The sequence below is a fragment of the Cedecea sp. genome, from assembly GCF_036500665.1.
GTDB lineage: Bacteria > Pseudomonadota > Gammaproteobacteria > Enterobacterales > Enterobacteriaceae > Cedecea.
Genome location: NZ_DASYBS010000042.1, coordinates 38925 through 61548, shown reverse-complemented (window position 1 = coordinate 61548; position 22624 = coordinate 38925). Strand labels below are relative to the sequence as shown.

Below are 22624 nucleotides of genomic sequence, written 5' to 3'. Positions count from 1 at the left end.
ATAATTAACAATTCCTTTGCATTCAGAAAAATAAATAATTAAAGTAGCGCCATATTAACGCCCCCCAAAATTATGGAGCCTGTGATGCTGAAGACGGAAATGATTGAAAAACTGAACGAGCAGATGAACCTTGAACTCTACTCCTCCTTGCTCTACCAGCAGATGAGCGCCTGGTGCAGCTATCACAGCTTCGAAGGGGCAGCCGCTTTCCTGCGTCGCCATGCCCAGGAAGAGATGGAGCACATGCAGCGCCTGTTTGCTTACTTAAATGATACCGGGAGCATGCCGCGTATTAACGCTATCCCGTCTCCTTATTTAGAGTACGCTTCGCTGGATGATTTATTTAAAGCGACCTACGAGCATGAACAATTAATTACTCGTCAGATTAATGAACTGGCGCACTCTGCAATGACCTCGCAGGATTATCCAACCTTTAATTTCCTGCAGTGGTATGTTGCCGAGCAACATGAAGAAGAAAAACTGTTTAAATCCGTACTGGATAAACTTAGCCTGGTGGGCAAAAGCGGCGAAGGCCTGTACTTCGTCGATAAAGAGCTGGCAACCCTGGATACCCAGGCTTAATTGCTCTCAGTCAGCAGGCCATTGCGGCCTGCTGCTTTCATTTTAGTGCAGCGCCCCGCCGTCACGCTGACTATGCCAGTAACCGTATAGATCCAGTGCCGCAGGTTTAATGGCCTCAATGCTCCCCCAGAATGCTTCCGGCGACATGCTTTCAAATTTCGCCTGATTTTCTTCAAGCCCGTGCAACGCAATCGCAGCCAGCGCCGGTTGCAGCGCAGACGGCAACGCAGGCCACTCCTCAAGAGCTACGCCACGCATATAGCCGTAGCACCACTCTTCAACGATAGTGATTTCGCGGTTATCCACTTCACGGGTGCCGAACAGCGGTTCAAACTGCTCAGGGTACTCCGCGAGGCGTTCGGCAATATCATTCATATGCTGGAATACCAGTACGCTAAACCGGGTGAGCGCTTCTTTGGTCTCCCACTCGGGTTCAACATCCCCGCCCCATACGGCGCGCAGCACGGTGGCAGGCTCGGTCACTTTTGGCCCGGAGAGAATAGCCGTGAGTAGTCCGTCCAGCTCAGCCACATCAATCACTGAATGGTCCGTGCCATATTTCATCAGCACATCATCAAGCCATACAATTTCATCTTCGTTCAGCGGTCCCTGGGTCATCAGCGGGCTCCTCATATCGCGTTTTTTTTTAAAATGTAGCGTATTGTACCCGTTCCGGCTCCGAAGAGTTATGCCGCATTACGAATCAGACAGGCATTCCGTCAGTAATTGACAAGTCTTGTCGTAGAGCCGCCTGTTATGCTGCAATTCCTGCCATACGCTGTTGTGACCGGCATTTGGGATAGTCAGCAACGCTTTATTTATCTGACTGGAAGCCGAATCATAAAGCCGCCCGGGGATCCCGGCGGGGATCACTTGATCCTCAGCGGCGGCAATCACCAAAGCATTCCCGCTAAATTCAGAGATAATCTGCCACGCATCACTCTCCGCCCAGCTCAGCGGCTTGCGGATAATCGCAGAAAATTCAGGCCCAAAATTTACCCGATATGCCGAAGGATGATACACGCCGGGTACCATCAGGACCAATGAGCGCAGGGGTACGGAGCGGCTTAGCTGCAAAGCGTTATATGCCCCCATGCTCACGCCCATACATCCCGTTAACCGGGAGCCCAGATGTCTGGCGATTGCCTCTGCCTGCCCGGTGCGGCTGGCCAGCGAAGAGTGAGAAAGTTCCCCGCCGGTTTCCCCGTGCCCTATGCAATCAAACGCCGTGCTGCCAAAGCCCAGTTCAGCCAGTAAGTTGCGATAACGCAGGCCTGCCTCACGGTCTTTTGCCCCTCCGTGGATCATCAGCACGTGTCCTTTGCTGCCGAAGATGCTGTCAGCATAAAGCCTGTGGCCCTGAAAACTGACGTCAAAATAGTGTCGTGAAGAGATGTTCATATTCACCTGAGCGTGGTGCTAATCGATGGCTCAGCATGGCATTCTTTTAGGGGAACAGGCAAAGGACGAAGGCGTAAATTTCTGGAAGGCAAATAGCAGGCAATAAAAAACCACCCGAAGGTGGTTTACACGACACTGCTTATCATTGATTTTATTCTTTTATTCCCATGGTACCCGGAGCGGGACTTGAACCCGCACAGCCATAAGCCGAGGGATTTTAAATCCCTTGTGTCTACCGATTTCACCATCCGGGCTCGGGAAGAAATTGGAGGCGCGTTCCGGAGTCGAACCGGACTAGACGGATTTGCAATCCGCTACATAACCGCTTTGCTAACGCGCCAAAATCTTTTGCCTTTTCAGGCCGCAACAGACAAGGTCTATTGCTTAAATCTGGAGCGGGAAACGAGACTCGAACTCGCGACCCCGACCTTGGCAAGGTCGTGCTCTACCAACTGAGCTATTCCCGCATTTTGTACAAGTGACCGTTGGTGGCCGTTAAGCTAATCACTTGATTTTATTATCTTCCGGCAAGCAGTGCTGCCTTTCGATGCGTTGCATTCTACTTACCTGACGCACTGAGTCAATGAAATTTTATAACAGTACGAATCGTTTGCTGAATTTTGCGCCGGATAGATCACGGTTCGAGCAAATCGCCGCGTGCCGCAGCAAGATACTGGAACATAGACCAGAACGTAAGTACTGCAGCAACAAAGAAAAGCGCAATACCGGTGTACTCTATCCACATATTCGGGCGCCACAGCATCCCGATCAACGCGAGCATTTGCGCCATGGTTTTGGTTTTGCCTATCCAGGAGACGGCAACGCGGCTACGCTTGCCGATTTCCGCCATCCATTCGCGCAGTGCGGAGATGATAATTTCGCGGGCGATCATCGTTGCCGCGGGCAGAGTGACCCACCAGGCGTGATAGTGTTCCGCTACCAGCACTAAGGCCACCACCACCATCACCTTATCAGCAACCGGGTCGAGGAATGCGCCAAAGCGCGTACTCTGGTTCCAGCGCCGCGCCAGGAAACCGTCAAACCAGTCGGTTATCGCCGCCAGCCAGAAGATAAAAGCGCAAAGGAACGGGGCCCAGTTGAACGGCAGATAAAACGCCAGCACAAAGAACGGGATAAGGATGACACGAAACAGCGTGAGCAGTGTTGGGATATTGAATCGCATAGTGCCGGTTAACTATCTGTCATAAGTGGAAATTGTCTCTATGTTGCTACAGAGCCCTTAATGTTTCAACGAGTAGTAGATCTTTTCTGCCAATGCCTGCGAGATGCCCGGCACTTTTGCTATTTCTTCAATGGACGCGTTGATTAACGGTTGCAATCCGCCCATATACTTCAACAACATCTGGCGGCGTTTTGGGCCGATCCCTTCGATAGTTTCCAGCGAACTGGTACTTTTTACCTTAGCACGTTTTTTACGGTGCCCGGATATCGCATGATCGTGCGAGTCATCACGGATATGCTGAATCACGTGCAACGCCGGCGAATCCGGTGGTAAAGAGAATCCCTCGCCTTCCGGCTCAAAGAACAGCGTCTCAAGTCCCGCCTTACGATCGCTGCCTTTCGCTACGCCGAGCAACAAAGGATGGTGCTTATCCCAGGAGACATCCAACTCGGCAAACACGGTCTTCGCCTGCCCCAGTTGCCCCTTCCCGCCGTCGATCAGAATCACGTCAGGTATTTTGCTTTCTTCTATTGCTTTACCGTAGCGGCGGCGCAGTACCTGGTTCATCGCGGCATAATCATCACCCGGCGTAATGCCGGTAATGTTGTAGCGTCGGTACTCCGAACGAAGCGGACCATTGCCGTCAAAGACGACGCAGGAAGCCACGGTTTGTTCCCCCATCGTATGGCTGATATCAAAGCACTCCATACGCTTCACTTCAGGCAGCTTCAGCACCTCTGCAAGCGCTTTCAGCCGCTGCTGAATGGTTGACTGCTGGGAAAGCCTGGTCACCAGCGCTGTTGCCGCATTGGTACGCGCAAGCTTCAGGTAACGCGCACGGTCACCCCGCGGTTTGGTTTGCACATTCACTTTGCGTCCCGCCAGTTCGCTGAGTGAGTCGGCCAGCAGCGATTTGTCCGCCAGCGCAAAATCGAGCAGGATTTCTGAGGGCAGCGTGCGCATCTGGCTGCCCTGCAAATAGAACTGACCAACAAATGTTTCGACGACTTCGCTCAGCTCGGTGCCTGCCGGGACTTTAGGGAAGTAGCTGCGGCTACCAAGCACTTTCCCCTGACGAATAAACAGCACGTGCACGCAGGCCATACCGGCATCAAACGATACGCCAATGACATCAAGATCGTCGCCGGTATTGGAAACAAACTGTTTCTCGGTAATACGTCTCACCGCCTGAATCTGATCGCGGATCCTGGCGGCCTCTTCAAACTCCAGGTTTTGGCTGGCTTGTTCCATGCGAGAGATAAGCTGAGTCAGAACCTGATCGTCCTTACCGGCCAGAAACAGGCGGACATAGTCGACCTGGCGAGCATAGTCCTCTTCCGTGACCAGACCGGATACGCAAGGGCCAAGGCAACGCCCGATTTGATACTGGAGGCAAGGCCGTGAGCGGTTGCGATAAACGCTGTTTTCACACTGGCGAATCGGGAACACCTTTTGCAGCAACGCCAGCGTTTCACGCACGGCGTAACCGTTAGGGAACGGACCAAAATATTCGCCCTTCGCGTGCTTAGCACCGCGATGCATCGCCAGGCGCGGGTGGCTGTCTGCGCTCAGGAAAATAAAAGGATAGGATTTGTCGTCACGCAGCAAAACGTTATAACGCGGCTGATAGAGCTTAATGTAATTATGCTCAAGCAGCAGCGCTTCGGTTTCCGTGTGGGTAACCGTGACGTCAATATGGTGGATCAACGCCACCAGCGCCTCGGTTTTGCGGCTCGCCAGATTCGCGCGGAAGTAGCTAGACAGGCGCTTTTTTAGGTCTTTGGCTTTGCCGACGTAGATAACCGTGCTGCCGGCATCGTACATACGGTAGACGCCGGGCTTGCTGGTCACCGTCTTGAGAAAAGCCCGGGAATCAAAGGTCTCACTCACTACTGATTAACGTCTCCGCGTTGAATAACCCGTGGCGAATCGCCAGGTGCGTCAGCTCAACATCACCGCTGATATTCAGTTTACTAAACATCCGATAGCGATAGCTGTTCACCGTTTTAGGGCTGAGATTAAGCTGCTCAGAGATCTCGTTGACCTTCTGGCCTTTGGTGATCATCAGCATAATCTGTAATTCACGCTCAGACAAACTGGCAAAGGGCGATTCCGCCTCTGGTTCAATCTGGCTCAGGGCCATCTGCTGGGCAATGTCAGAGGCGATGTAACGCTGCCCCGCATTGACGGAGCGAATAGCGTTCACCACGTCCTGTGGAGCGGCACCTTTGCTCAGATAACCCGCCGCACCGGCCTGCATCACTTTGGCAGGCAGCGGGTTCTCCGTATGGATAGTCAACATGATGACTTTGATATCTGAAGAGTAACGGGCAATTTTACGGGTGGCTTCCAGCCCGCCGATCCCCGGCATATTCATATCCATTAACACGACATCGACCGGGTTGCTGCGGCACCATTTAATGGCGTCCTCACCGCAGTTCACTTCACCCGAGACTTTGATGCCTTTAATCTCTTCCAGAATGCGTCGTATCCCTGCGCGCACCAGTTCGTGGTCATCAACAAGAAGAACGTTGATCAAAGGGCTATTCTCCAGAAAGGGATAACGCTGCTGATAGCTAATTGGTCATATATTAACGTTTTTCGGGCAACATTAAAATCCAAATTGCAGTAAGCACGCCGTGCTAACTAAAAAGGAGAATATATCTTTACTTTCGGGAGGGAGTCTGCGGTACGCATCAACATTTTAGAATCGACAAAGCCCCTATTATCCTCTGATTAAAAAACAGCTAATTACCGAAATGCTGCCCTGACAAGAATAAAAAACTAATTGCTCCGCTTTATTTAACGTTAGTTAAACGAGAACGAAACAAAATGTTTTTAACCACTACCCTCACCGCGACTAATAACCCCCCGAGGGGTATCGTTTATTACCGTAAACACCCGCGCGCATCCGCCCTGCCTTAACATGAATAATTTTACTGAATGTTATGCTATACTCCGCCGCCTTATGAATATCACTGTGCATAATGGCAGCGTACTAACTAAGCATTGAGGAAAGTAAATGAGCACTCCTGTTTTTTCCACCGCCGAAAACACCAGCGAACTGGCACAAGAAGTCACCTGTCTGAAAACGCTGCTAACCCTGATGCTTCAGTCTATGGGCCAGGCTGATGCGGGCCGCGTTATCCTGAAAATGGAAAAGCAAATCGCTCAACTGGAAGACCAGTCTCAGGCTGAAGTATTCTGCAACACCGTTAAGCAAATTAAACAGGCTTACCGTCAATAAGCCGGGGCGGCTGGCAGAAACCTGTTTCGCCAGCCGTCAGTGTCTGACGGAATATCCTCTTTTCAGACTCAGATAATCCCCATTGCTGCCGCGTAACACGCTATTTGCGTCTTGTTTGGCGCATTAAATTTCTTCTGCATATTCTTCTGGTGAAAGTTCACCGTGTTCTCAGAAATGGACAGTATAATTGCAATTTCCGCTGACGTTTTGCCTTCTCCCGTCCACTGCAGGATTTCGCGTTCACGCTTGCTAAGCCTCATATCCATCATTTCCATTGACGGGTCTTCAAGCCGGCTCAACGTAGATAAACTCAGCTCGGCAAGGTAACTAATACGCAGTCCCAGCTCGTCCTCCGGCAGAATGTCTGAACGCACGTTTGAGCGGGACACGGACAGGAAGCCCGCCGCGCGATTCGACGCCATCACGCAATACGTTCTTCCCGCAGCCAAACCATGGTCGCGCGCAGCGTCCCAAAGTTCACGAGACTCGGCAAATAATGCGTCACTCCAGATTATTTCACCGCGCATGAAATTAGACTGTTTCAATACCGGGTCGATAGCAAAGTAATTTTCTGTGACGTACCACTCCAGCCATTTTTGCGGATAAGAACTTTGCAATGATAATTTGGGCCGTGTAAAAGGCACGGGATGCCGAACACACAGCGAGAAATAATCAAATTCCAGGCATTGAGTTTGTTGTTGAACTAAAGTTTGTAATTCGCTGGCTTCAGTAATTGACAGGAAAAGTTCGAGGGCTTCCCGTCGCCAGCTAAAAAAGTCACGTTCCAGCATTATATCTGGCGTTTCTCCTGGCGCTAAAAAAGTATTCATTAATAGACTGTAATAAGCTAACACATTTATTAAAGTAATTGATGAGATTTATTGCTTTTCCGCCATAATTATTCGGTTTTAACATATGTCAGGAAAAATTTACTGGAGCTCAGTATGGTTAACCTCTCGTTTTCCGCGCTTCTTGCCGCAATGATTCAGGATCTGGAGCTTAGCGAGCCCTTGCGGCAGATAACCGTCCGTCGCGAAGGCGAACTCGACGCCTGCTTTCCCGTCACCGGGCTCGCAACGGCGAGCATGGCTAGCGCGGGCATTGCGCTTCAGGCGCTGCTGTCTCGCCAGAATGCCCCTCTCTCCGTAGACCAAAGACTGGCATCGTACTGGTTTTCAGCAAGCCATTTCCCCCTCAATCGCCCATCTGCAGCGCTATGGGATGAATTCGCCGGGGATTACGCTACGCGTGATGGCTGGATCCGTCTGCATACCAACGCACGGCATCATCGGCTGGCGATGGAGCATGTTCTGGGTATCAGCAAAGACAAATCCGAGCTTGCGCAGCGCGTGGCCGACTGGGGCAAAATCGAGCTTGAAGACGCGGTCGTTTCTGCGGGCGGGTGCGCTGCCGCAATGTTGAAACACGACGAATGGCTGGCGCATCCACACGGTAAAACCGTCGCGGCGGAGCCGTTATTCTGGCAGCAGTATCATGCTGAAGCCCCTTCCCCGGCATACGCTCTGCCGCCCGCTCGTCCGCTGGCGGGTATTCGGGTATTGGATCTTACCCGAATTATTGCCGGGCCGGTCGCCACACGCTTTCTTGCAGGACTTGGTGCTAAGGTATTGCGACTGGATCCTCCCGGATGGGAAGAACCAACGCTTGTCGAGGAGATAACGCTCGGTAAACGTTGCGCCAGGCTCGACCTCAAATCTTCGGCGGGCAGAGAGCTGTTCAAAACCTTGCTCGCCGGGGCAGATGTCCTGGTTCACGGCTACCGCGCGGATGCCCTGGACGCGTTAGGGTTTGATGCCGAAACCCGGCAGATACTTTCCCCTGGGTTGGTAGACGTTTCACTTAACGCCTGGGGATGGCGTGGGCCGTGGCGTAATAAAAGAGGCTTCGACAGCCTGGTACAAATGTCCAGCGGCATTGCCGAGGCTGGACAGCGCTGGAAACAAGCCGAACGCCCTCACCCGCTTCCCGTCCAGGCACTGGATCATGCAACGGGCTATCTCATGGCCGCGGCGGTGCTAAAAGGATTAAAGGTAAGGCATGAACAGCATCGAGGCTACAGCGCCCGACTGTCGCTCGCCCGCACGGCCGCCTTATTAATGGCTCACCCGGCCGGAGAGCCTACATCCCTTGCGGCGATCGATCGTCATGATTTCCAGCCGCTTATCGAGTGGTCCGAATTTGGGCCAGCAAACCGGTTGAAGTTTCCGCTCATGCTGGCAGGTACACCGGTTACCTGGGAAACACCACCGGCAGCACTCGGTTCAGCCACGGCAGCCTGGTGGTGAAATAGCCCCTGAAAGGGGCGTTTATTGCGTCAGGAACTTCTCCAGGAATTGACGAGTGCGCGGCTGCTGTGGATGAGCAAAAAGCGCTTTTGCCGGCCCCTGTTCCACGATCTTTCCCTGATCCATGAAAATAGCCCTGTCTGCAACGTCACGTGCAAAACTCATCTCGTGCGTCACAATAACCATGGTGCGCTTCTCCTGCGCCAGCTGGCGAATCGTGTTCAGCACTTCCCCCACCAGCTCAGGATCCAGCGCCGACGTGGGTTCATCAAACAGAATAACCTCCGGGCGCATTGCCAGCGCCCGGGCAATCGCCACACGCTGCTGCTGCCCGCCGGACAGGCGACGTGGGTAGCTGGATTCTTTCCCGCTGAGCCCCACCTTCACCAGCAGCTCTCGCGCCCGGGCAATGGCTTCTTCTTTCGGCTCCCCCTTAACGATGACCGGGCCTTCAATAATGTTTTCCAGCACCGTGCGGTGCGGAAACAAATTGAAGTTCTGAAACACAAAGCCGACCTGCTGTCGCAGTGCCCGGATTTTTTCTTTCTGCTTTGCCAGCGACTTCCCAGCATCAATCGTGATATTCCCGACCTGAATGGTGCCGCTCTCCGGCTCTTCAAGCAGGTTTATGCTGCGCAACAACGTCGTTTTGCCGGACCCGCTGGGACCAATAATCGCCACAACCTCTCCCGGTTTGACGTCAAGGTCAATGCCGTGCAGCACCGTCTGACCGTGGAATTTTTTCACCAGTTTTTTTACGTCAATGGCGCTCATTTCGGCTCCCTGTCCTGGCGATTAAGCTGATTTTCGAAGTAATTTTGCAGCGTGGAGAGCACCGTCGCCATCACCCAGTACACCAGCGAGGCGGCGAGATACATGGTAAAGACTTCCAGCGTGCGCGACGTAATCAACTGCGCCTGGCGGAACAGCTCAGGCACCTGGATGGTGGCCGCCAAAGACGTGTCTTTCACCAGGCTGATGAAGCTGTTTCCGAGCGGCGGCAGCGCCACGCGTGCAGACTGCGGCAAAATAGCCCTGCGCAGCGCCTGCCAGCGCGTCATACCGATGCTCGCAGCCGCTTCCCACTGCCCTTTGTCGATAGAAGAGATAGCTGCGCGCAGCGTTTCGGAGGCGTATGCCGCCGTATTTAACGACAGGCCGATCATCGCGGACGGGATCGGATCCAGCTCAATACCAAACTGCGGTAGCCCGTAATAAATCATAAAGAGCTGGGCGATTAACGGCGTACCGCGAAAAATGGAAACATAAAAACGCGACAGCAGAGAAAACGGTAAAAACGACGACAGGCGCATCAGCGCCAGCATAAAGCCGAGGATCAGGCCGAAAAACATTCCGCCGATACTCAGCTGCAGCGTAAAGACTGCGCCTTTAAGCAGATAGGGTGCTGAGTCCAGCACCAGTTGCAGGCTTTCTTGCATTATAAACCCTGATTAGTAACGGTTTGGTCCGCTAAAGATGCGGATGGTAGGCAAACAGAGCCGGTGCGCCGCCGGTATGAATAAAGGCAATGGGACCCTGATCTTTAAATCTCTTTTGTGCTATGCCGTCGATAAGCCCGGCCATCGCTTTGCCGGTATAAACGGGATCGAGCAGGATCCCTTCCAGCCTGGCGAGCAGTTTTACCGCCTCCATCCCTTCATCGTTCGGCGTACCGTAGCCTGGGGCGAAATAGTCGTCCCAGAGGATGATATCGCTGGTTGCGCTGACCTCGAGTGACTGGGCTACCGCCTGCTGCAGAGCAACAACTTTTGGCTTTTGCTGCGCAACAGTTCTGGAAACCGTCACGCCAATCAGTTCAACATCCGGCATCAACTGCTCAAGGCCCACCGCCAGGCCGGCGTGGGTTCCTGCGCTGCCAGAGGCCACCACGACCGATGACAAGCTCACCGCATCTTCACACTGCTGGGCAATTTCCAGCGCGCTTTCGACATAGCCCAGCGCACCCAGCGCGTTGGACCCGCCCACCGGAATCACATAAGGCCGGAAACCCTGCGCTTCCAGACGCGTAGCGACCGCTTCAAGCTGTTTATCCGGCGCATTTAGCGCCTCACACATTTCGACTTCAGCGTTAAGCAGATCGAGCAGCAGGCGATTACCGTTGGTCAGGTAGTTAGCGGCGCGGGTGCCTATAGGGTTCTCAAGCAACGCCACGCAATGCAGCCCAAGCTTCGCGGCAACCGCGGCCGTCTGGCGAACATGGTTCGACTGAATAGCGCCAGCGGTGACCAGCGTATCGGCCCCTTCCCGCAGCGCATCGGCCGCCAGAAACTCCAGCTTACGCAGTTTATTTCCCCCCATCGCCATGGGTGTCACATCGTCGCGTTTAATGTAGATTTCACGTCCGAGATAGTCGGAGAAACGCGGCAGATACTCCAGCGGCGTGGGTGCTCCGATAAACTCCAGCCGCGGGAAACGCGTTAAGTGATGCAGTGACATAAGGCCTCCTGAGCCGCGTCAATATTTAGTTTTATTATGCACCAGACAAACTATTTTATTTGCCGCCGGAAGATCAAATAAAAAAGGTGCTGAAATCAGCACCTTTTTACTTTTCAGCATCGCTACTTAGTGACGTCGGCGCCGAACCACTTATCGGACAGCTTCGCAAGCGTTCCATCTTTTTGCATCTCTGCAATCGCGGTATCGATGGCTTTCAGCAGGTCTTCATTGCCTTTACGCAGCGCAACTCCCGCTTCCTGGCGGGAGAATGCGTTCCCGGCCAGCGCCAGCGTGTCGTTGGTTTTCTTAATCAGATCCAGCGCCGCCAGGCGATCGACCAGAATAGCGTCAATACGGCCTACGCGCAGGTCCTGATATTTGGTCGGGTCATCATCATAGGTGCGAATATCTACGCCAGGCACGTTTTCACGCAGCCACTGCTCGTAGTTACTGCCGAGGCCAACACCAACTTTTTTACCCTTCAGGTCGGCTGCGGTTTTAATTCCGCCTTCATTGCTTTTTTTCACCAGCGCCTGAATACCCGAAATAGTGTAAGGCGTGGAGAAATCGTATTTTTTCTTTCGCTCTTCAGAGATAGTGACTTGGTTTATTACCACGTCAATACGTTTGGAATCTAAAGAAGCCAGCATGCCGTCCCACTTGGTAGGCTTCAGTGCCGCTTTAACGCCGAGGTGCTGAGCCAGCTGCTCGGCAAACTCAACCTCAAAACCGGTCAGCTTGCCGTCATCACCCTGGAAGCTGAACGGAGGATAAGTTCCTTCCAGTCCAACCAGCAGCGTGCCGCGCTCTTTCACTTTATTGAGAAGATTTTCAGCCGCGAAGGTTTTTATGCTTGTACCGGCTACCAGCGTCACAGCCAGCACGCCCATCAGCGCCTGACGCCCTATCATTGCTAGTTTCATATTTACCCCGATTATTTACTTTTTTGTAGTGTAGCGGGCCGGTTCGGGATATATCAAAACCAGTCCGCTACAACTTATGCAAATTTAGTATATATCGGAGGTTGCGCTAATTTCCTGGCGCGGGATCGCGTGGCCCTGAACCTGGAATTGCCAATATTTGCGTAACGCAATGCGGTAATTATTCGTGCTGGTGCGAGGCAGCCAGGCGTCCAGCGTTTCATCCAGCAGGCCTTGCAGCGAACCGGGAAGCGGGACTTTGTGCTCACTCAAATGATTACCAAGGCGGCGTAGACGAACGACGTATTCGCGAATCGTCCCGTGACTCATTTCTGTTTGCTCAAACAAATACTGTTTGAAACCAATAATATCGAAGTAATTATTTTGTTCTTTGCAATGCAAATCGCCACAAAAACGGCACAGCGCCATCCACTCTTTTTGTTCGATAAGCCACGTGGCTTCGTCAATAAGCGTATCAAGTTGAGCGATGGTGGCTTTATTGATAATGACCCCGCTGCGCGTGAGCGTGATGCGGTCAAGCAGCTTACTGCAATGTGCACAATGTGTCTGGGTGTGTTTGAAATCTTTGAGATAGCGGCTTAATGGCCGTCTTTTTGACTGCTGCACCGTCATGATAATTCCCAGGTCGTCAGATAATTGTGCGGCACTCCCTACAACTTACCCAGCTTGGTACGCAAACGCTTGATCGCCTGGCTATGCAACTGACTTACCCGGGATTCACCCACATCAAGCACCGCACCAATCTCTTTGAGATTCAGCTCTTCCTGGTAATACAGCGTCAGCACCAGTTGTTCGCGCTCAGGTAAAGCGTCAATCGCTTCCATCACACGCTGGCGTAGATTACTGTCCAGTAATTGCTGTAGCGGGTTTGCCTGCTGGTGCTCCTCGGTGACCAGTTCGATACTATCGCCATGCTCTTCACGCCACTCATCATAAGAGAAGAGTTGACTGTTATTAGTGTCGAGCAGCATCTGACGATACTCGTCGAGCGGGATGTCCAGCCGCTCCGCGACTTCCGTCTCGGTCGCGTTGCGCCCCAGCTCTTGCTCCAGTTGACCAATCGCCTGTGCCACGCCGCGGGCGTTACGCCTGACGCTTCGCGGCACCCAGTCACGGCTGCGCAACTCATCAAGCATCGCCCCACGGATGCGCTGCACCGCGTAGGTAGTAAATGCCGTTCCTTGCAGGGCATCGTAACGTTCGACTGCATTCAACAACCCGATGCCGCCTGCCTGTAGCAGATCGTCGAGCTCCACACTCGCCGGCAGACGTACCTGCAGGCGCAATGCTTCGTGACGCACAAGCGGTACATAACGCTGCCACAGCGAGTGTTTATCCATTACACCTTCAGCGGTATACAGTGAATTCACGATAAACAGCCCTGCGTTAGTTGAGTTATCGGCATGATTATCCGTTTCTGCAGGGGTTTTAATCGGATGAATAGTGGTAAAAATGGGGGGTTATTTAGGGGTTATCATCAAAAAGCTGCAATTCTGATCGATTATCGGTTTGATTAAGCTTTTTTTTACCGAATAATATTACTTGCAATTACAAAGTGTTGGCCAAATTATTATGTTCACATCAGCTTGGGTTAAATATGTTTTGGCATCATTCATTAATGGTCATCACCGGCGTGTTGCAAGGTGCAGTACCATCATTGGGAATAGCATTCCCCCTCCGCGTTATCTCCTTTACCGCACCGTTCTTCCCCAAAAAAACGCCGAGGTAAGCGAGAAATGCGTCATCAACGGATTAGCAAATTTTCCGCGGGCAGGCGACTCACCGGTGCCTTATCCCTGGTGAAATTATCGATGAAAAATCTCACTTTCGGATCGGCGTCATTCACCTGCCGGGCCAATACCCGCCCTTCTCTCCACGGCCTAATGGCACCTGAAGGCCCCGGCCTTATGCCACATCATCCGCCACGTCAGCCGCTAAAAAGGTATTTTCCGGCTTAGCGATCGGCTGGCGAATCAGTTCAACAATTCGTTTCAGATCGTCCTCTTTCAGTCCCGGGAATATCGGCAGGCATAATATTTTTTCCGCGGTAGCACTCGCCACCGGCAGACTATCCGGATGAGCGGAAGGTAAATGGCGATACATCGAGAATGTACTGATTAGCGGATAAAAATAGCGTCTGGCATAGATATCATGCTGTTTCAGATAATCATATAAACCATCCCGGCTCAGCGGATAGCTATCATTAACTAATACTGGGAAATAGGCGTGATTCCATTCGACGTTATCCTGAGCACTAAAAATGCTGATTTCAGGCACATCGGCCAACAGTTCACAGTAGCGCTGATAGATATGCTCCCTTTCACTCAGGGCCCGATCGATATGCTGTAACTGTACAAGGCCAAATGAAGCCTGAACTTCATTCATTTTAGCATTGATGCCCGGTGCAACAACCGTCGTCTCACCGGCAAAACCAAAGTTCTTCAGGTAGTCAATGCGCTGCTTCATTTTGGCATCCGGGCAAATAATTGCCCCGCCTTCAAAGGTATTGAACACCTTAGTCGCGTGGAAACTTAAAATAGATAAATCGCCGCAACGCAGCACACTTTGCCCATTCAGCTTAACACCAAAGGCATGGGCAGCATCGTAAATAACTTTTAACCCCCAGGCGTCGGCAATCCCCTGGATTCTATCCACGTCACAAGGAATACCGTAACAATGGACGGGTAAAATTGCCGATGTCGCCGGCGTAATAAGCTGCTCGATTTTATCCGGATCTATATTGCAGGTGACGGGGTCAATATCGGCAAATACCGGCGTTAACCCGTTCCATAACAGGGTATGGGACGTTGCAACAAACGAGTATGGCGTCGTAATCACTTCTCCAGTAATACGAAGAGCCTGCAGCGCGGTTAACAGTGCCAGCGTGCCGTTAGAGAACAGACACAGGTGTTCTACGCCTAAATACTCGGCCAGCTCTTTTTCCAGTCGCTGATGAAAAACGCCTCCATTTGTCAGGTTTTTGTTTTCCCAAATCCGTTCAAGATAAGGAATAAACTCTTCAAGAGGAGGAAGAAGTGGGCTGGTGACGTAGATATTCTTGCTCATAAAGCAACCTGTTACGTAAAATAGCGCTATCTACAGCATAATGAAGCCGATAAAAAGCTATCGGCCTAATAAGCGCTATTTCTTGCCGCAATTTTCCTGACGACAACCCCTTTTAGTGGGTTGATAACAGGTGAACAAAGGCCTCTATTTTCAGTTCGCTGAATGCATAGGAACCTCGGGTGGTTTCCGCTAAAATCCTCGCAGCATCAGGCTCATGGGTTGATAAGAGACGCTCGAAAGCATCCTCCAGGGGATTCAGGGTGGTATCAAGATTCAGTGTCGGTATACCGCAGGCAGCAAACTCACGCAGGGTTCTATGGTTAGCCGCACTCCACTTCTCTCCCTGTTTCTGGGGTAAGACCAGAACATCGGCGCTCACGTCATGAATTTGCGCCGCTGAAAGCGTGACGCCCTGAATTCTCCGGGTCTCTTTAACCCATGGAAGCCACTGTTTTGGATGCTCGCCTAACAGGATCCAGTCAATTTTTTCAGCCGTGGCTTCAATTAGCCGCGCCATAAACGCGCTTTCATGACGGTCTAACCGTGCAGGCATACAGAGGGCAGCTTTCTTGACGCGTTTCTTTTCACCGCCTTCGGGCATAACAAACCAGCTTTGCACCAGCGCTGCGGGTAAAAGCTGACTGACATGGCCTTTCCCGGCCAACCGTGCTTGCTGTTCAGCATTCTCTGCCAGCCAGCTATCCACAATGTGCATCGCCGGTGCCGCATTCTCGTCAACAGAGTCGTCATCTTCACCTGCCAAATATTTTACGCTGCATTTTGACAGCGCTTTGTACTGGCTAAGCGTCAGACATATTTCATTGTTAACGCCGCCGAAGAGAACAATACCCTGCGGAGATAAGCGCAACATTTCAGGGAGCGTAGGGCAATCAGCCAGGATGCAGAAATGGGCTTTCCCCTGCAGTTGGGTGGCTTCGCACAGCTGAATAAATCGGGCCACATGTCCCGCATAAGGCTCACCTCCTACCACTAAAAATGTTGGTACCCCGGTATCCTTCAGGGGATTCCAGCTCTGCGCGAGATGACGGTCTTCAGTAAACAGGGGAAAGCGCAACGACAGCTTTTTGTTGTAGGCCGGATCGTCGCTGAACAAACTGGCGTAACGGGCAATAATACTCTGCTTTTCCTTACCGTAGCGTCTGTCGGCAAAACTCGCTGCGTTTCGGTCAGAAGCTACAATGCTGAAAGGTGTCCAGACAGCAAAATAGCCGCGCTCGCGAAGCGCAAGACAAAAAGCCGTGGTCGCGAGTTCGATGGAAGAAAAAGCATCACTGAATCCACCCACGCTTTCCCACGCGCTCTTTCGGAACAGCATGCACAGGTGACTTAGCGCCGAGTAGTTTTGGTCGCTTTGCAAACGTGCCATATAGCCGTCATCTTTCAGATGGGCTCCCCACCCAACCTGACCAATCCACTCATCGCCCCCAAGAACCAGCCCTGCACTAAACACCTGCTGGCTGGTATTAATGATTTTAGGGCCTACCAGGCCCACTTCCGGGCGAAGCGCATGGTTAAGAAGCTCTGTCAGCCAGTTGTCTAACACAAACAGCATAGTGTTATCTATTAGCAGCAACTGGCTGCCATGGGCGGTGTGAGCCGCATGGTTCAGCATCGCTACCGGGTGTTGCGCACCGTTCACCAGCGCGCTTCGGACACGATCCGGATAACGCTCTACCAGGTGACGTATCACCTGCTGCATAGCCTCACTCACCGCATCGGGTTGAGCGATGATGACCTCATAATACAGCCACTGCGTAGTATGAATAAGACTGGTCACGCAGCGGTTTAACACGGCAGGATCGTCGCCGGCCAGTATCAGAATGCTAACCATTTCTGTTGTGGGTGAGCCATAGTTGAGCCGCCATACTCCCGCGGGTTTGCGCGTAGCCTGCGGTGAAACAAACCCGCGCTGGCGCAAGTACGCCTCAAGGATCTGCTGTTCTTCATGCTCATTTGTCATTTCAAAAAGCGCGTCGGGGACGATCGAGACCAGCTCGCTAAAGTGGCCCAGCGCGGCAATATCAAAGCGGCTAAGCAGTTTGATCGCCAGGTCAAATTCATAAGCCTCACCAAATACCGTAGAAAGGCCACCGACATCCAGTAATGCCTGGCGTTCGATAAACCCTCGACGCAAATAGCGGTGCGGCGAGCTTAAAAAAAGATCGAGATTGAAGTCTGGTTTAAAGGCAGGCTTATAGACGCCACCGGGCGTCATCAACGCTTCATCAGGGTATATCGCTTTACAGTCTCCCGCCGATGACAGCGCGCTCGCGCACAGGGTTAATCCTTCTGCCACGTAAGTCACGCCGGCATCAATACAGTGCAGCCAGTCAAATGCCGCACGCTCGGCATACCGCTGCACACGACGTTTCCAGTCGTGCACAGCCACAAACTCCACGGATTGATCTTCACTGCCGATTTCCGGGTTCTTCCCCACTACCCATACGCGGCTTCCCGGGCAAGATGCCAGCTGGGGCAGAAGAGAATTCAGCGTTTCGCTAACGGCCTCTGTCGTGTGTTCGCCTTGATTTATTACGACAAGAAGCCGCGGCACTGCCCTACCTGGCCACAGCGTATCGGGCAATAGCGGCAACGTTCGATATTTTGCCCAACCCGTTAAAGTATGGCGGTGCTGGCGCTGTGAAAGCTTTTCAGCTGCGTGCTGAGAAACCTGAAGGAAGACCTCAAACTGGCGGTCCGTCACCGCTCTTTGGGAGAGGAAACTTTCACGAAACGCCCCCATATGTTGACGAACGAGATTAAGCGCTTCGGGCGTGTCATGTTTGGTAAAACTATGCTCGCCATAATCCAGCAAGAACCGCGCGTTTAGCGCGTAGACTTCATACCCCTTCGCTTCAAGCCCAATAACCGGGCACCCGCACAGTAACGCCAGTATGCACGTTCCCGAGGACTCATAGGTATACAGTCTGCGCCCTCGCTTTAACACGGCGGCAAGCTGTTCAAACGTCAGAGGCTTGCGCATGGACAGCACGGTGATGTTGGCCGGCAGACTGGCCCAGTCAATTTTGTCTTCCGGAACGCGGTTGATGTACAGAAGATCGAGATCTTTTTCCCCGCCATCATCCTGAAAAAGAGCGATGTCATAGCTCTCAATTTTCAGCAGCTTAGGGTTTGCATCTTTCTCTGCAAACTCATCGCGATACCAGAAAAAGAGGTCATCAGGGCCGGCATCAATCGTGTTGCCCGCAATCACGCCTTCCCGATTGAGCATGTAGCGGACGCAAATCGGGGCAGACAGCGGGTTACCCGAAACCACCTCAGGGTAGACCGCAATCCAGGGTTGATTGCCCGCTAACAGCGTTTGATACGCTTCATTGGTTAACGCCGGGGTATTCCAGCGTGGATTAACCGTACAGCCCACCATCCATGCGCGTCCCCCCGCTTCGTTAATCATGTGGCAAAGACGATGCATTACCTGGATCCCCAGGGAAGACTCTCGGTAGTCGGGGGCAACAAGCAAATATGGATATTCAAGCGAAAGTGACATCTTAATTCCCTGAAGTACCCAGGCAGCATTCACTGTTAGCCAGCTGCACAGGTAAAACTTAGCGGCGCATATCGCGCTGGAGTAGCCTTCATTGTGCCCCAGGCCAGGCGTAATAAGGGGAGAATTACCGGAGAAATCAGGCCTTATATTCCGGCATTAAACATGCCCCAGCCGGGAAGTGGGGCATGTTACAGAGCGCAGAGTCACTTACCCCAGCCAGGCCTGTTTCCAGTCGTTGAGCCCTTCATCTTGCAGCAGCCAGTCCTTGTGGATAGCCGCTCGCAGCTCATCGCCGTGCTGGCTTAACGCCTGCCGGTCAGCAAGTTGCTCTCGAATAGCACTTAACCATGTTGCAAAGCGGTTCGGTAGCCGGGTCACCGGTAAATCGCCCCGGTAAGGCTCAATATCGGTACAGATAATCGGCACGCCACAGGCGCCCAGTTCCAGCAGGCGAAGGTTGCTTTTGCATTCGTTAAATACATTATTCTCCAGCGGCACCAAAGCAAGATCCAGGTCCAGGGTGCTGAGTTTTTCAGGATAAAGTTCAAACGGTACTGCGAGATGGAACTCGCAGCGTACCCCTTCGGGCTTCATCCCCATAAAGACCCAGTCCACCTCGTCCTCAAGCGCTTTCATAAGCGGCAACAAAAGTTCAAGGTCGCCCGTATGGCTACTGCCGCCGGCCCAGCCTACTCGAGGTTTTTTTCCTTCTCGTCTGCGACTCTTCAGGTGCGCCCACTGCTCAACATTGAGGCGGTTTTGCGCCACACGAATATCGCTGTGGAACGCGCGGTAAGCATGGGCCAGTGGCTCCGTTGAAACCACCATCCAGTCAGCTTGCGCAGAAAGCAGCTGCAGGCGGCGCTGCATATCTTTTGGCAAACTTGACGCCATGGCATTTTTTGCCGAGATGTTTAAGTAGTTATCATCATACTCGATCGCCAGTTTAGCCGAACTCACCTTGCGGTACTGCCGCATCATATCCGGTAAACGGTCGTCGAGTGGAAGCTCTAACAGCAACATATCCGGCTGAACGCTGGCCACTTCCATGACGGTAGGAAAACCGTGTATCACGCCCCCTTCCAGGCACAATGCACGCTCCAGCGCCTGCCAGGGCTTCATGACCCGGTAGTTACCGCAGCCGGTCCAGTTAACGTGAGATGCCATCACGATTGGCAACGGTTTACCCGGCAGAGGCGGCTGAATACGGGAGGTTCGCGTTCCCAGGCGGAACAGCGATCCCACCCGCGCCAAATGGCCGCTGTAAAACGGATCTTTGGCCAGCGTTTTCCCCCATTTCTCCTGCAGACGAACGAAGACGTCGTCATCCGGATGAGCCGCAACGCCAAATTTCTCGGTAAACAATCGCGTCGCACCGCCCAAATGCCTGACACGAGAGTCCGGTGTCCAGACGGTTAAATAATTAAGCTCGCGAATGCGCAAACAAAAATCGACATCGGCAAGATAAACCGGGAAGTTCTGCTCATCAAACCCGCCGACCTCCGCAAACACATCCGCGCGGACCATCATGCAGGCAGCACTTAATGCCGCTGCTCCACGGGTCGTTTTCAGCCGCAACAAGAAGCCAGCGTCTTCGGCGCCTGCCCCCTGGTTTGCCACCTGCGTCCCCTGCCCGAGGCCATTGATAAACCCGCCGTGCTCCACTCGCCCGTCAGGGTATTCTAAACGGGCCCCCACGGCCCCGACCTCAGGGCGCAGAGCGTGTCGAAGCAGGCTGGTCAACCAGTCTGTTTCCACCAGCTGAGTATCATTATTTAAGAAGAGCAGCACCTGACCACGCGCCTGCGCTGCCGCAAGGTTATTCATCGCCGAGAAATTAAAAGGTTTGTTCCAGCGAAGGACGCGGATACTGTCAGGTGAGAACTCAGCCAGCTGATTAAGATAATCGCGGCAGCTTTCATCCTGTGAGTCATTATCAACGAGAATAATTTCGTAGTGCGGGTAGCGAGTCACCTCAACCAGCGACTCTATACATTGCCTGAGCAACGGCAGTTGGTCTCGCGTCGGGATAATAATGGAAACCAAAGGCTCAACGGAGAGTGGATAAACAATACGCAGTGCGCCATTGTAGCCGTCTGTCTCAGCATGGGCAGCCAGGCGGCAGCGTTGCAGATGCGCAGTCGTCATCCGCGCCATCTCCGCACTAATTTCCGGCTGTTTGATCAGGCTTTCTACTGTATACGGCACATTAATTAGCACGTCATTGATATGACCCAGGCTTGCAGGCCCCTGCTTTTCAATAATCCGCCAGCAGAGATCCAGTCCGGCAAACAGCGGATACGCCTCCGACAGCCCGCCGTTCTCCCGCCAGCTGTCCGCGGTAATAAACAGGGTGCTGCCGATATAGGGAATGCTACGCAATAAATCGATATCGCAGTCCGGCTTTAAGCAGATCTGGGATTCACCGCTTTCATCAACAACATGTTCGTCGCAATACCAGGCCGGTACCTGCGGTTCTCTGAGGCTGTATTCGGCGTAAATTAATAACGCATGCGACTCGAGGGTTGCACCGGCATTAAGCATTAAAATTCCGCGGGCATCCGTTTCATTTGCCAGCTGGTTAAGGGCTTTATTGACGCCCGCTTTGCTGCTGATGAACCCTAAGCCCGCGGCAGCGGAGGCAGGTCTGTCGCCAATAACGGTGATGCTGTGTGCGGCTAAGTGCTGCACGCTTAACGAGTTAACCGTTTTCGCCAGGCTGGCCGTGTCACCATGAGTATCGATAACGGCAACCGCAATTTGCCCAAACTCCGGGTACGACTGAATAAAGGAGTGAAGAATGGCCATACGGGTTGGCGAAGGCTTTCTGTCGGCCAGCCAACCTTGTATGGAGACACTTTCATGATCCAGCCCTTCCATCACCTTTCTGTGCAACTCCAGGCTGCGGCTTTCTTCGTCATTAATGAACAGCGTTCCTGGCTGAGGAAGTCCTTCCACAATGCCTTCGAGCAACCGATCGAGGTTGCACTGGTTATTGACCCGTTTCTGTAATTCCCGCGCCCACTTATTCGCGCGTGGATAACCTACTGCAACGGCACCTGCCCACTCAGCCGGTTCGGTAATTGCTACGCCGTCTCGGACGCTGAACGCGACGTCGGCTAACTTTGGGTAATTGGTCTGGTTCAGGTATCCCGACGTCGAATAACCATTGGAAAGCACCACCGGTATGCCCAGACTCATTGCCTGTACGGCGAACCTGCCCGTGGTGATAATCAGCTGATAATTAGCCATCAGCTCCGCGCTGACGGGGCCAACGGCAAAATCGAGATTAAAATAGTGAAGCTCAATACCACGAGCTTTGAAGGCGGCAATCTGGCGCTCGCTATCAGGAATGATCCCCGAGTGGATCACCAGCGCGGTTTTCAGCGCATTTTCCTGGCGTGGGGTATGGCTACTCGCCCAGTATTCATGGGGCACCGACAGCGGAAGCGGCCTGAGTTTATTGGAATGTATGCCTTTGTCCGCCAGCACAAAATGCATCTGTGCAGAGCAATAAAGGCTTTGCCAGGCTAAATGGTTTTCCAGACCCGCGCCGTAGGGTAAATCAATATCCGCATAATAATCAAAGTGCTGGAAAACAATTTTGCCTTTAATCGCGCCCTTGCGCATCGCAAGATTCAACTGCTCGCTGACATAGCCCTGAAAAATCCAGATAAGCCCGTATTCAGCATGCAGCTCATGTTCTGAAGGGAGAACAAAACGGATATGTTGATGCTGTGCATGGGTTTCCAGACGCGTCAACCAGTAGCGCCCTACCTTATTGGCAACAACATCGACCCGCCAGTTTTGCTGGAGGAAGTATTCGATAACATCACAGAACGTCGTTTCGATTTGATTAAAATGTTCGAATTTATCAATGCAAATCAGGATGCTTTTCATAGTTTCCGTTTT

18 protein-coding genes and 3 tRNA genes are annotated in these 22624 nt (G+C 52.6%); 3 read left to right on the top strand and 18 right to left on the bottom strand.

Translation table 11 applies throughout. The annotated features are described in order from the left end of the window. Positions 1-84: 84 nt before the first annotated feature. Positions 85-582 (top strand): non-heme ferritin, encoded by a 498-nt coding sequence (ftnA, locus tag VGM55_RS06895; RefSeq protein ID WP_154186562.1) that lies wholly within the window; start codon positions 85-87, stop codon positions 580-582. Between the two features lie 42 nt (positions 583-624). Here ftnA and VGM55_RS06890 read toward each other — a convergent pair whose 3' ends face one another. The 8 genes from VGM55_RS06890 to uvrY all read right to left on the bottom strand — a co-directional run bounded on the left by VGM55_RS06890 (position 625) and on the right by uvrY (position 5705). Then, positions 625-1200, bottom strand: coding sequence for a UPF0149 family protein (locus tag VGM55_RS06890; RefSeq protein ID WP_154186560.1), 576 nt, complete (start codon positions 1198-1200; stop codon positions 625-627). A gap of 78 nt (positions 1201-1278) precedes the next feature. After that, a complete protein-coding gene (locus tag VGM55_RS06885) occupies positions 1279-1983 on the bottom strand; it encodes an alpha/beta hydrolase (RefSeq protein WP_331635069.1) in 705 nt (234 codons plus the stop codon). A gap of 168 nt (positions 1984-2151) precedes the next feature. After that, positions 2152-2237 (bottom strand) — tRNA-Leu (locus VGM55_RS06880). A gap of 12 nt (positions 2238-2249) precedes the next feature. Further along, positions 2250-2323, bottom strand: a tRNA-Cys gene (locus VGM55_RS06875). A gap of 51 nt (positions 2324-2374) precedes the next feature. Then, positions 2375-2450: transfer RNA gene (locus VGM55_RS06870), tRNA-Gly, on the bottom strand. Between the two features lie 167 nt (positions 2451-2617). Next, the gene (pgsA, locus tag VGM55_RS06865; protein WP_039294681.1) at positions 2618-3166 is read right to left on the bottom strand and encodes a CDP-diacylglycerol--glycerol-3-phosphate 3-phosphatidyltransferase; all 549 of its coding nucleotides are present in this window, start codon (positions 3164-3166) and stop codon (positions 2618-2620) included. Positions 3167-3223: 57 nt separating this feature from the next. Continuing rightward, positions 3224-5056, bottom strand: coding sequence for an excinuclease ABC subunit UvrC (gene uvrC, locus VGM55_RS06860; RefSeq protein WP_331635068.1), 1833 nt, complete (start codon positions 5054-5056; stop codon positions 3224-3226). Continuing rightward, entirely contained in the window at positions 5049-5705 is a 657-nt protein-coding gene (gene uvrY / locus VGM55_RS06855) for a UvrY/SirA/GacA family response regulator transcription factor (RefSeq protein ID WP_016537015.1), read from the bottom strand. The genes uvrC and uvrY overlap by 8 nt, the downstream gene beginning before the upstream one ends. A gap of 483 nt (positions 5706-6188) precedes the next feature. On the opposite strand from uvrY, the gene VGM55_RS06850 reads away from it, so the two are divergent. Continuing rightward, the gene (locus VGM55_RS06850) at positions 6189-6413 is read left to right on the top strand and encodes a DUF2594 family protein (protein ID WP_331635067.1); all 225 of its coding nucleotides are present in this window, start codon (positions 6189-6191) and stop codon (positions 6411-6413) included. A 68-nt stretch (positions 6414-6481) separates the two neighbouring features. On the opposite strand, the gene sdiA is transcribed toward VGM55_RS06850, so the two are convergent. Further along, a complete protein-coding gene (gene sdiA, locus VGM55_RS06845) occupies positions 6482-7204 on the bottom strand; it encodes a transcriptional regulator SdiA (RefSeq protein ID WP_154186554.1) in 723 nt (240 codons plus the stop codon). A gap of 153 nt (positions 7205-7357) precedes the next feature. Here sdiA and VGM55_RS06840 point away from each other — a divergent pair, with 153 nt between their 5' ends. Next, entirely contained in the window at positions 7358-8719 is a 1362-nt protein-coding gene (locus VGM55_RS06840) for a CoA transferase (RefSeq protein ID WP_331635066.1), read from the top strand. 21 nt (positions 8720-8740) lie between these two features. On the opposite strand, the gene tcyN is transcribed toward VGM55_RS06840, so the two are convergent. The 9 genes from tcyN to VGM55_RS06795 all read right to left on the bottom strand — a co-directional run bounded on the left by tcyN (position 8741) and on the right by VGM55_RS06795 (position 22612). After that, positions 8741-9493: an L-cystine ABC transporter ATP-binding protein TcyN gene (gene tcyN / locus VGM55_RS06835; RefSeq protein ID WP_154186550.1), complete on the bottom strand. Its 753-nt coding sequence runs from the start codon at positions 9491-9493 to the stop codon at positions 8741-8743. Next, entirely contained in the window at positions 9490-10158 is a 669-nt protein-coding gene (gene tcyL / locus VGM55_RS06830; protein WP_154186548.1) for a cystine ABC transporter permease, read from the bottom strand. The genes tcyN and tcyL overlap by 4 nt, the downstream gene beginning before the upstream one ends. A 31-nt stretch (positions 10159-10189) precedes the next feature. Further along, positions 10190-11176 carry a D-cysteine desulfhydrase gene (dcyD, locus tag VGM55_RS06825; RefSeq protein WP_154186546.1) on the bottom strand — a complete coding sequence of 329 codons (987 nt, stop codon included), beginning with the start codon at positions 11174-11176 and terminating at the stop codon, positions 10190-10192. A gap of 122 nt (positions 11177-11298) precedes the next feature. Beyond that, positions 11299-12099: a cystine ABC transporter substrate-binding protein gene (tcyJ, locus tag VGM55_RS06820; RefSeq protein ID WP_154186544.1), complete on the bottom strand. Its 801-nt coding sequence runs from the start codon at positions 12097-12099 to the stop codon at positions 11299-11301. 84 nt (positions 12100-12183) lie between these two features. Next, positions 12184-12729, bottom strand: a complete 546-nt coding sequence (fliZ, locus tag VGM55_RS06815) for a flagella biosynthesis regulatory protein FliZ (RefSeq protein WP_038481662.1) — start codon at positions 12727-12729, stop codon at positions 12184-12186. Positions 12730-12767: 38 nt separating this feature from the next. Continuing rightward, on the bottom strand, positions 12768-13487 hold the full coding sequence (gene fliA / locus VGM55_RS06810; RefSeq protein ID WP_331635065.1) for an RNA polymerase sigma factor FliA: 720 nt from the start codon (positions 13485-13487) through the stop codon (positions 12768-12770). Positions 13488-14022: 535 nt separating this feature from the next. After that, positions 14023-15183, bottom strand: a complete 1161-nt coding sequence (locus VGM55_RS06805; protein WP_331635064.1) for a DegT/DnrJ/EryC1/StrS family aminotransferase — start codon at positions 15181-15183, stop codon at positions 14023-14025. Positions 15184-15295: 112 nt separating this feature from the next. Then, the gene (locus VGM55_RS06800; RefSeq protein WP_331635063.1) at positions 15296-18712 is read right to left on the bottom strand and encodes a hypothetical protein; all 3417 of its coding nucleotides are present in this window, start codon (positions 18710-18712) and stop codon (positions 15296-15298) included. A 207-nt stretch (positions 18713-18919) separates the two neighbouring features. Then, entirely contained in the window at positions 18920-22612 is a 3693-nt protein-coding gene (locus VGM55_RS06795; RefSeq protein ID WP_154186538.1) for a glycosyltransferase, read from the bottom strand. Positions 22613-22624 lie beyond the last annotated feature (12 nt).